This window comes from Rhodococcus sp. 7Tela_A2, assembly GCF_049311045.1.
Lineage (GTDB): Bacteria > Actinomycetota > Actinomycetes > Mycobacteriales > Mycobacteriaceae > Rhodococcus.
The window spans coordinates 17,010-27,343 of the sequence record NZ_JAXION010000059.1; the positions used below are offsets into that span (position 1 = coordinate 17,010).

General features: G+C 68.9%; 10 protein-coding genes. 7 read left to right on the forward strand and 3 right to left on the reverse strand.

The window, feature by feature from the left end; all coding sequences use genetic code 11:
* Window positions 1-29 precede the first annotated feature (29 nt).
* From TVH25_RS12635 to TVH25_RS12650, 4 genes are read left to right on the forward strand one after another with little or no spacing between them, the layout of a single operon-like run.
* Window positions 30-434 carry a TOBE domain-containing protein gene (locus TVH25_RS12635; RefSeq protein ID WP_169620920.1) on the forward strand — a complete coding sequence of 135 codons (405 nt, stop codon included), beginning with the start codon at window positions 30-32 and terminating at the stop codon, window positions 432-434.
* Complete coding sequence (gene modA, locus TVH25_RS12640; RefSeq protein WP_422424324.1) at window positions 431-1,210, forward strand: molybdate ABC transporter substrate-binding protein; 780 nt, start codon at window positions 431-433, stop codon at window positions 1,208-1,210. Before TVH25_RS12635 ends, modA begins: the two co-directional genes overlap by 4 nt.
* Window positions 1,207-2,004, forward strand: a complete 798-nt coding sequence (locus tag TVH25_RS12645; RefSeq protein ID WP_296551298.1) for an ABC transporter permease — start codon at window positions 1,207-1,209, stop codon at window positions 2,002-2,004. Before modA ends, TVH25_RS12645 begins: the two co-directional genes overlap by 4 nt.
* Complete coding sequence (locus TVH25_RS12650) at window positions 2,001-3,080, forward strand: ATP-binding cassette domain-containing protein (protein ID WP_169620923.1); 1,080 nt, start codon at window positions 2,001-2,003, stop codon at window positions 3,078-3,080. The genes TVH25_RS12645 and TVH25_RS12650 overlap by 4 nt, the downstream gene beginning before the upstream one ends.
* Here the strand turns inward: TVH25_RS12650 and TVH25_RS12655 are convergent, their stop codons facing one another.
* Entirely contained in the window at window positions 3,081-4,361 is a 1,281-nt protein-coding gene (locus TVH25_RS12655) for an MFS transporter (RefSeq protein ID WP_422424326.1), read from the reverse strand. It abuts the gene before it with no gap.
* A gap of 143 nt (window positions 4,362-4,504) precedes the next feature.
* Here TVH25_RS12655 and TVH25_RS12660 point away from each other — a divergent pair, with 143 nt between their 5' ends.
* On the forward strand, window positions 4,505-5,173 hold the full coding sequence (locus TVH25_RS12660) for a TetR/AcrR family transcriptional regulator (RefSeq protein WP_169621080.1): 669 nt from the start codon (window positions 4,505-4,507) through the stop codon (window positions 5,171-5,173).
* 13 nt (window positions 5,174-5,186) lie between these two features.
* Window positions 5,187-5,804, forward strand: a complete 618-nt coding sequence (locus TVH25_RS12665; RefSeq protein WP_206036880.1) for a YqgE/AlgH family protein — start codon at window positions 5,187-5,189, stop codon at window positions 5,802-5,804.
* Window positions 5,805-5,811: 7 nt separating this feature from the next.
* Here TVH25_RS12665 and TVH25_RS12670 read toward each other — a convergent pair whose 3' ends face one another.
* Window positions 5,812-6,819 (reverse strand): DUF1648 domain-containing protein, encoded by a 1,008-nt coding sequence (locus TVH25_RS12670; protein WP_378527246.1) that lies wholly within the window; start codon window positions 6,817-6,819, stop codon window positions 5,812-5,814.
* A gap of 79 nt (window positions 6,820-6,898) precedes the next feature.
* Entirely contained in the window at window positions 6,899-7,303 is a 405-nt protein-coding gene (locus TVH25_RS12675) for an SdpI family protein (RefSeq protein WP_169620926.1), read from the reverse strand.
* A 104-nt stretch (window positions 7,304-7,407) separates the two neighbouring features.
* On the opposite strand from TVH25_RS12675, the gene leuS reads away from it, so the two are divergent.
* A complete protein-coding gene (gene leuS, locus TVH25_RS12680; protein WP_422424327.1) occupies window positions 7,408-10,290 on the forward strand; it encodes a leucine--tRNA ligase in 2,883 nt (960 codons plus the stop codon).
* Window positions 10,291-10,334 lie beyond the last annotated feature (44 nt).

Here is a 10,334-nt window from a genome sequence, read left to right on the forward strand (position 1 = left end):
CAATTCGTGACTTGTGTGCGGAACATATCGTGACGACTTTCCGTATCCGCGACGCCGCACGCCTGCTCGGTGTCAGCGACGACACCGTGCGGCGCTGGATCGACCAGGGCGCCCTTCGTGCGAGCAAGGACGACACCGGCCGCAAAGTGGTCGACGGCAGCGAACTCGCGGCGTTCTCGCGGGCCCAAGCCGACGCGGCACCGGATCTGCTCGGCGTCGGGAGTTCCGCCCGCAACAAATTCGTCGGTCTCGTCACCCGGGTCGTCTCGGACCCGGTGATGTCGCAGGTCGAGATGCAGTGCGGGCAGCATCGGGTCGTGTCGCTCATGAGCACCGAGGCGGTGCGGGAACTCGGCCTCGAACCGGGCAGCGTCGCGGTCGCGGTCGTCAAAGCGACAACCGTCATCATCGAAACACCCGGAGGGTCCTCGTGAGGCGCGTGCGCGCAGGATGGATCCTGGTGGCGTCCGTGGCACTGGCTTCGGTCGCCTGCGGTTCGGAACAGGGTGATCGGAATCCGTCGGGTGACGGTGTGACGGGCACTGTCACGGTGTTCGCGGCAGCGTCGCTCAGGGACACGTTCACCGAGATCGGTGCCGCGTTCGAGCAAGTGCACGACGACGTCGCCGTGGTGTTCAACTTCGCAGGGTCGTCTGACCTCGCCGGCCAACTGGCGCAGGGCGCACCCGCCGACGTGTTCGCGTCCGCCGATACCGTCACGATGTCCCGCGTCGTGGACGAGGGTCTCGTCGCCGGTGATCCGCTGCTCTTCGCGGCCAACACGATCACGATCGTCACCGAGCCGGGGAATCCGAAGGGCATCACCTCGTTCGACGACCTCGGCCGCGACGGCGTGTCGGCGGTCGTCTGTGCACCCCAGGTGCCGTGCGGCGCCGCCACCGTGCGCGCCGAGGAGGCGACCGGAACCGAACTGTCGCCGGTCAGCGAGGAATCCTCCGTCGCCGACGTGCTCGCCAAGGTCACCTCGGGACAGGCCGACGCCGGACTGGTCTACGTCACCGATGCGCGCGCCGCGGGCGATGCCGTCACCGTCGTGGCGTTTCCCGAGTCCGGGGACTCCGTCAACTCCTATCCGATCGCCGTACTCGAAGATTCCCGGAATCCGGACGCCGCCCGCGCGTTCGTCGATTTCGTCGCCGGACCCGAAGGACTGGAGATTCTCGGGGAAGCCGGGTTCGCGGGTCCATGACGGCGGCCCGCACCCCGACCGGTCTGCCGGCGTGGATCTATCTTCCGGCGATCGCCGGCGGCCTGTTCGTGGTGCTGCCGTTGGTCTCGATCGTGCTCTCCGTCGACTGGCACCGCTTCCCGGAACTGGTCACGTCCGAGGCATCGATGCAGGCGCTCGCGCTCAGTGTGCGGACCGCGTTCACCAGCACCGTGCTGTGCATCGTGTTCGGTGTGCCCATGGCTGCCGTGCTCGCACGCAGCACGTCCCGCGTGATGCCGGTGCTCCGTTCACTGGTCCTGCTGCCGCTCGTGCTGCCACCCGTGGTGGGTGGGATCGCGCTGCTGTACACCTTCGGCAGACGCGGCCTCATCGGTGAGCACCTCGAGGCGTTCGGGATCCGGATCGCGTTCTCCACCACCGCTGTCGTGCTGGCACAGACCTTCGTGGCGTTGCCGTTCCTGGTGATGAGTCTCGAGGGAGCGTTGCGTACCGCGGGCCGACGGTACGAGGCGGTGGCGTCGACGCTGGGCGCCCGGCCCACTACGGTCTTCCGCAGGGTCACCCTGCCGTTGGTGCTGCCGGGACTCGTCTCCGGTGCGATCCTGGCGTTCGCGCGGGCGCTCGGGGAATTCGGCGCGACTCTCACTTTCGCGGGCAGCCTCCAGGGCGTCACCCGCACCCTCCCTCTCGAGATCTATCTGCAGCGGGAAACCGATCCCGATGCCGCCGTGGCGTTGTCGCTGCTCCTGGTCGTCGTGGCAGTGCTCATCGTGGTGGCCGCACGCGGACGCCGGGCAGGTGGCGACTGGTGAGCGAACTGCACGTGCACGCACGGGTGGACGCACGGTCCGTCGACTTCGACCTGGACGTGGCATCGGGCAGCGTGGTCGCGATCCTCGGTCCCAACGGTGCCGGGAAATCGACGCTGCTGAACCTGATTGCAGGACTGGTTCTTCCGGACGAAGGCCGGATCGAGCTCGGTGGCCGGATCCTCACCGACACGTCGGCGGGTGTCGCGGTGCCGCCCCATCGCCGGTCGGTTGCCCTGCTGGCACAACAGGCTTTGCTGTTCCCGCACCTGACCGCTGCGGGCAACGTGGCCTTCGCACCGCGCAGTGCCGGAATGAGCCGCCGCGCCGCGCATACCGAGGCGTTGCGCTGGCTCGACGCCGTCGACGCTGTGGCGTTCGCCGACCGCAAACCGCACCGTTTGTCGGGCGGGCAGGCTCAGCGGGTCGCGATCGCCCGCGCTCTCGCTGCCGACCCGCAGTTGCTCCTGCTGGACGAACCCATGGCCGCGCTGGATGTCGCTGCGGCGCCGGCGATCAGGTCACTGCTGCGCCGGATACTGCGTGAGGACCGGCGCACGGCGCTCGTGGTCACACACGACCCCCTCGACGCCCTGGCCCTCGCCGACCGCGTCGTGGTGGTCGAATCGGGACGTGTCGTGGAACACGGCGCGGTGCGGGACGTCCTCACCCGGCCACGGAGCGCTTTCGCCGCACAGATCGCCGGGATGAACCTGATCGCCGGCACGGTGACAGCGGATGGCGTGGAGACGGAGGTCGGTGCCGTGCACGGCGTCGTCGACGAGGAGTGCGTACCGGGAGATGTGGCCGCGGCCGTCTTCTCCCCCGCCGCGGTCGCGGTGTACGTGGACGAGCCACACGGGAGTCCCCGCAATGCGTTCGAGGTGACCGTCACCGAAGTCGAGGCCCGGGGCTCGACGGTGCTGGTGCGCACCGGAGTCGCCGGTCTGGCGGCCGAAGTGACGCCCGCCGCGGTTGCGGATCTCGGTCTCGAGCCGGGCTCGGCCGTGTGGTTCGTCGTCAAGGCCATGGAGATTCGCGTTCATCGCGCCGCGCTTCCGGCCCTGCGGGGGTCGTGACTAGGTCCGCGACCGCCCGAGTGCGAGAACGCCGGCCAGGGCGAGCACGTAGATCAGCCCGCCGGCCAGGGCAAGTCCCGGGCTGCGCCCGTCCGGCGCGATCAGGAAGGCCGACGCGGCGATCGCGGCAAGGAACGCCAGGTTGAACACGGTGTCCTGCAACGCGAATACCTGCCCGCGACGTGCGTCGTCGATCTCGATCTGCATGGCGGCGTCGCCCGTCAGCTTGATGGTCTGTCCCGCGACCCCGAGGAGGAAAGCGGCGATCAGCAACGATCCCGTCGTCAAGGAGGTGACGAACGCGAACTGCACGACCGCGGCGGCGAGCAATCCGGCGGTGACCGCACGAGGTCGCCCGAGCCGTGGGAGGAGGAACGGTGTGAGGGCGGCGGCGAGGAGCATTCCCGCCGCCGTGCAGGCCACCGCGGCACCGAATCCGGCGAGCCCACCGGGTAGGTCCGACGGGTTGTCGGCGTTTCGCAGGACGAGAAGCGTGATGAGTGTGTTCAGGCCGAACACGATGCGGTGCGCCCCGATACCGAGCAGCGCGGCAGCGACTCCGGGATTCTCGGCGACCGCGCCCGCGCCGGTTCGCAGACCGGCGAGTACCGCGCTCGCGGGCGAACGGAGTCGTGCACCGTCGGGTCCGAGCGCGTTGCGGGGGAACCCTGCCGCTGCGGCGGCGCCGACGATCGATCCGGTCACGCCGACCGCCACCGCGATGCCGGAACCCGTGTCCCCCGCACCGACGACACCGATCGTCGCGACCGCGACGGCGGCACCCGCTGCGGCGACCACCGAACCCGCGGTCGCCAGAACGGAATTGACCGGGACGAGCCACGACTGCCTCGTCACGTGCGGAAGTGATGCCGAGACTCCGGCGAGAACGAATCTGCTCACCCCCACGGCGGCAAGTGCCGGCAGCATCAGGGGCAGTTGTGGCCCACCCACGAGGAGTACCGCCGCCGCGGACGCGACGAGAACTCCGCGCACCGCGTTGGCCCACACCAGGACGAGACGGCGATCCCAGCGGTCGAGCAAGGCTCCGGCGAACGGTCCGATCACCGAATAGGGCAGCAGAAGCACCGCGAACCCTACGGCGATGTCCACCGGATTCGTGTGACGTTCGGGGTTGAAGAGGATGGCTCCGCCGAGGGCGGCCTGGAACAGACCGTCCCCGAACTGCCCGGCGAACCGGACGGCTGTCAGTCGCGCGAGTCCCGGGGATTGCCGTAGCGCCGTCGCGGTCGATCGCCACGCCTGTTTCTGGGAGTCCCGCACACACGCGACCCTATCGATCGCGACTTTGCGCGGATGTCCCGCCCGGCGCGGCAGGGAGCAGCGCTCACATTTGTTTGCGGTGCTTCCGGTAGGGCAGGCTGGGCGACGTGACAACACCCCGCGCCCGGGCTCGTGCCCGCACGATGGCGGACATCGTGGCCATCGGCCGTGAGCATCTCGCCGCCGGTGGCGCCGAGGCCCTGTCGTTGCGGGCGGTCGCCCGCGATCTCGGGGTGGTCTCCTCGGCCGTCTACCGGTACGTCGCAAGCCGCGACGAACTTCTGACCCTGCTGGTGATCGATGCCTACGACGAACTCGGCGATGCCGTCGACGCAGCCGTCGATGCCGTGGATGCCGCCGACCACCGGGCACGCTTCTTCGCGTTGGGCCGGGCGGTGCGAGCCTGGGCGCGTGCCGAGCCGGCCCGGTACGGCCTGATCTTCGGTACCCCTGTGCCCGGCTATCACGCACCCGCCGAGCGGACCACCCAGCCGGGGACCCGCGTCGTTCTGACTCTGGTACGCATCCTGGTCGAGGCCCACCGGGCCGCGGCGCTGGACGAGGCGACGGAAGTCCCCACAACCGCCGGGCTCGTCGGTGATCTCGATCGCATCCGTGCCGAGATTTCCGCAGACCTGCCGGACGACGTTCTGGCGCGCGGTCTGTTCGTGTGGCCGGCGCTGTTCGGGGCGGTGAGTTTCGAAGTGTTCGGCCAGTACGGCACGGACACCTTCACGGACCCGGAGTCGTTGTTCGACCACCACCTCGCGTTGCTCGCGCGGACAGCCGGGTTCCGGCCGACATCGCGGTGACGCCGGTGACAGAATGTCTCTCGTGGCGCAGCACCAGGAGGAACCCGAGGACCGCACCGCACCTGTGACTCCGAAGGTGCGGCCCGGAAGTCTCCTCGTCTCCGCCACCGACCTCACCGAACCGACTTTCCGCCGCAGCGTCGTCTACGTCGTGGAGCACACCGACGCGGGCAGTTTCGGCGTCGTCCTCAACCGCATCAGCAATACCTCGGTCGACGCGATGCTGCCACGGTGGACGCGGCTCGCGGCGGCGCCGAAGGCGTTGTTCGTCGGCGGCCCGGTTCACCGGAGTTCGGCTTTGTGTCTGGGCACGGTCCCGGTCGGAATGTCCGTCGACGGTGTGCCCGGTATCCGACGGGTCGACGGGCGCGTCGTGATGATCGATCTCGATTCGGATCCGGCCGTCATCGCCCGGCACGTCGAAGCCGTGCGGATCTTTGCCGGGTACGCGGGATGGAGCGGGGGTCAACTCGACGGAGAGCTGCGCAACGACGACTGGATGGTGGTCTCCGCGCTTCCCTACGACATCTTCACTCCCGCGCACGTCGACCTCTGGGCACGGGTCCTGCGCCGTCAGCCGCTCCCGCTCGCGCTGCTCGCTACGCATCCGATCGAGATCGAGCGGAACTGACCGACCGTCAGGTGGACGGTTCCGTCAACCCGGTGGAGTCGCTGGATGCGGCGGCGCCGCGTCGATCCGCGAGGGTGTTGAGTGCCCCGGCGAGCTCATCGGCGCGTGCCGAGGTGACCGTGAAGACGTGGCCCGACGCCGTTGTCACCGCCACAGCCGGTCCGGTGGTGGTGACGAGGCCGTATCGGCCGCGCCCCTTCACCCGCAGACCCCAGCCGCCCCAGTCCTGGAAGGGCCGGGTCTCGGTGACCTCGGCCCCGACGATCTCGTCGAGGTCGTAGACCACCGCATCCGTCGCGAGGTTGCGCACCCGGATGCCCTTCTCGTCCACGATCACGGTGAAGCGCAGCAGGCTCACGGCGAGGACGGCGACCGGAACGACGACCGCCGTCGGCCACCAGCTGTCCGTGGCTGCGCACACGAGGACGGTGGGCACGAGGATCGAGCCCAGCAGGACGACGGTGGCACCGGCGCCGATACCGACTCGGTCCACCAGGGGTGATGATTCGACCGGTCCGCGGGGCAGATCGGGTGCGGGCGGCCGTGATGCGGGTGTGCGTTCGCGTCCGTCGCGGAGCAGGGCCGCACCGAGCCATCCGACGGCGACACCCGCGACCGTGCCGACCGCGATCGACCAGGTGGGAAATGCTGTCTGTGTCGCGTCCGCGACGTCGAGCTGGGCGCCGAGCACGGCGACGAATGTCGCGACCATCACCCCGGTGACCCCGAGACCGATGACGAGCATGTAGCGCCGCATCAGCAGCAACGACCGGGCGAGCGCCGCGATCGCACAGCAACCGCCCCCGACCATCGCAACGAGCAGCGCCATCGTCCACGCCGACGAGCCGACCGGTCCGAAGCCGTCCGGGCGCGATCCGGTCCAGTGCGTTGCCACCTCGGCCGGTAGCCGTGGCTCCCAGAGACGGGCGAGAACGACGATCGAGGCGGCGGCGAGTACCGGAACCACGATGCCGAAGACAACACCGACAGGATCGATCACGCGGGTCTGCGACACGGCCTCACTCTGCGACACGGCCTCACAGTAGAGCCTCGGAGCTTTTCCACGCTGCCGGCGAGGCCGGCGCCGGGATCTGTCAGGCGCTCGGCTCGCACGCCCCGCGCAGGCTGCACGCACCGCAGGACGAGCCGCATCCCTCGGATTCCGTGGGCTTCGTCGCCGCCGCGACCCGCGCACCGACCGCACCACCGGCACCGGCGGTGACGAGCGCCGCCCCGACGGTGACGACGATCGCGATGATCGCCGCGACGGTCGGCAGGGTCAGGCAGGCGATACCGCCCACGGCGAGTAGGACGGCAGCCCCGAGCATGCTGGGGGCCGCAACCTTGTTGGCCAGCGCGAACGTGGTGTCGTCGCGAAGAGAGTCGGGGGTGCGTACTCCGGCCCAGCGGTTACGCGGCAACTTCCCGGCCAGCGCTGCGACACCGACCGCTCCGACGACGAGAGCGAGCAGGAAGAGCAGAAGGGCGACGATCAGCACTCGGTCAGGATACGCGTCGGCGGAAGGCGCCGGTGAGGTCGGGTTCGGGCACGTTCTACCCTGGTAGGAGCCCACAAACGCCGGCCGAGTAGATAGCGATCACCGTGACCCGTCCCGATCAGACCTCCGCACAGCCGCACGCTGCCGCACAGCAGCAGTCGTCCGACGCCACCCCGAAGCATCGGTATACCGCCGAACTCGCGGGGCAGATCGAGCAGCGCTGGCAGGAGCTGTGGCGCGAGCGCGGCACCTTCCACGCCGCCAATCCCGTCGGCGCGCTCGCCGGCGATGTGCCGGCCGACAAGCTGTTCGTGCAGGACATGTTCCCCTATCCGTCGGGTGCGGGCCTGCACGTCGGCCACCCGCTCGGCTACATCGCGACGGACGTCTACGCGCGTTATCACCGCATGCAGGGCCGCAACGTGCTGCACACACTCGGCTACGACGCCTTCGGGCTGCCGGCGGAGCAGTACGCCGTCCAGACGGGGACCCATCCCCGCACGACCACCCAGGCGAACATCGCCAACATGCAGCGCCAGCTCGGGCGCCTCGGACTCGGGCACGACGAGCGTCGCTCCATCGCGACCACGGACGTGGAGTTCTACCACTGGACGCAGTGGATCTTCCTCACCATCTACAACGCGTGGTACGACCGGTCGGCAGGGAAGGCCCGCCGGATCTCCGAACTCGAGGCGGAACTGGACGCGGGTGTCCGCACCCTCGAGGACGGCCGTGACTGGTCGACCCTGTCGGATGCCGAGAAGCAGTCCGCTCTCGACGGCTACCGCCTCGTGTACCGCTCGGATTCGCTGGTCAACTGGTGCCCCGGCCTGGGCACGGTGCTCGCCAACGAGGAGGTCACCGCGGACGGCCGTTCCGAACGCGGGAACTTCCCGGTGTTCCGGAAGAACCTCCAGCAGTGGATGATGCGCATCACGGCGTACTCCGACCGGCTCATCGACGATCTCGAATACCTGGACTGGCCCGAGAAGGTCAAGTCGATGCAGCGCAACTGGATCGGGCGCAGCCACGGCGCACAGGTGAAGTTCGGTGTGGCCGGGCATGATTCGGATATCGAGGTCTTCACGACCCGGCCCGACACGCTGTTCGGTGCCACCTACGTCACTCTCGCACCCGAGCATCCGCTGGTCGACGAGATCGTCGCCGCATCCTGGCCGGAGGGTGTCGATGCCCGCTGGACCGGTGGCGCCGCGTCCCCAGGTGACGCCGTCGCCGCGTACCGCGCGTCGATCGCGGCCAAGTCCGATCTCGAGCGGCAGGAGAGCAAGGAGAAGACCGGCGTCTTCGTCGGCGCCTACGCGGTCAACCCCGTCAACGGGGAGAAGCTGCCGGTCTTCATCGCGGACTACGTCCTGACCGGGTACGGCACCGGAGCGATCATGGCGGTGCCGGGCCACGACCAGCGTGACTGGGAATTCGCGACCGCCTTCGGGCTGCCGATCCGCGAGGTCATCACCGGTGGCGACATCTCGGAGGCGGCATACACCGGCGACGGTGTGCTCGTGAACTCCGACTACCTCGACGGTCTGGCGGTGCCGGACGCGAAGAAGACGATCATCGCGAAGCTCGAGGAGTCCGGGGCGGGAGTCGGAACCGTCCAGTACAAGCTGCGCGACTGGCTCTTCGCGCGCCAGCGCTACTGGGGCGAACCGTTCCCCATCGTCTACGACGCACAGGGCGAGGCTCACGCGATCCCCGAATCCATGCTGCCCGTGGAGCTTCCGGAGGTCGAGGATTACGCTCCCGTCTCGTTCGATCCCGACGACGCCGACTCGGCCCCCTCGCCTCCGCTCGCGAAGGCCACGGACTGGGTGAACGTCGAACTCGACCTCGGCGACGGTCTGCAGCGCTACACCCGCGACACCAATGTGATGCCGCAGTGGGCAGGCAGCTCGTGGTACCAGCTGCGCTACATCGACCCGCTCAACAACGAGGAGTTCTGCGCCAAGGAGAACGAGCAGTACTGGACCGGGCCGCGCCCGGATCTGTACGGGCCGAACGATCCCGGCGGCGTCGATCTGTACGTCGGCGGCGTCGAGCACGCGGTGCTGCACCTGCTGTACGCGCGTTTCTGGCACAAGGTGCTGTTCGACCTCGGATACGTGACCTCGTCCGAGCCGTACCGGCGCCTGTTCAACCAGGGATACATCCAGGCGTACGCCTACACCGACGCGCGCGGTGTCTACGTCCCGGCCGAGGACGTCGTCGAACGCGACGGAAAGTTCTTCTGGACGGGTCCCGACGGCGAGCAGGAAGTCGCCCGCGAGTACGGAAAGATGGGCAAGTCGCTCAAGAACTCCGTTGCGCCCGACCAGATCTGCCACGACTACGGTGCCGACACGCTCCGCGTCTACGAGATGTCGATGGGCCCGCTGGACCAGTCGCGTCCGTGGGCGACCAAGGACGTCGTGGGTGCGTCCCGCTTCCTGCAGCGTGCCTGGCGACTGGTGGTCGACGAGGAGACCGGCGACGTTCGGGTCACGGACGAGACACCCGGCGACGAGACCCTGCGTGCGCTCAACAAGGCCGTTGCCGGGGTGACGGACGACTACGCACACCTGCGTGACAACACCGCGATCGCCAAGCTGATCGAGTACACCAACCACCTGACCAAGCAGTACCCGGCGGGTGCGCCGCGCAGTGCGGTCGAACCCCTCGTGCTCATGCTCGCTCCGGTGGCGCCGCACCTCGCCGAGGAACTGTGGTCCCGGCTCGGACACACGGAATCGCTTGCGCACGGGCCCTTCCCGACCGCGGACGAGAAGTGGCTCGTCGAGGACTCCGTCGAGTACCCGATCCAGGTCAACGGGAAGGTGCGCAGTCGCATCACGGTGCCCGCCGATGCGAAGCCGGATGCGATCGAAGCCGCCGCGCTGGCGGACGAGAAGATCGTCGAGATGCTCGGCGGCGCCGCGCCCCGGAAGGTGATTGTCGTACCGGGCAAGATGGTCAACGTCGTGAAGTAGACGTGTTCACGTAGACATGTGCCCGGCCACAAGCCCCAGCTGGC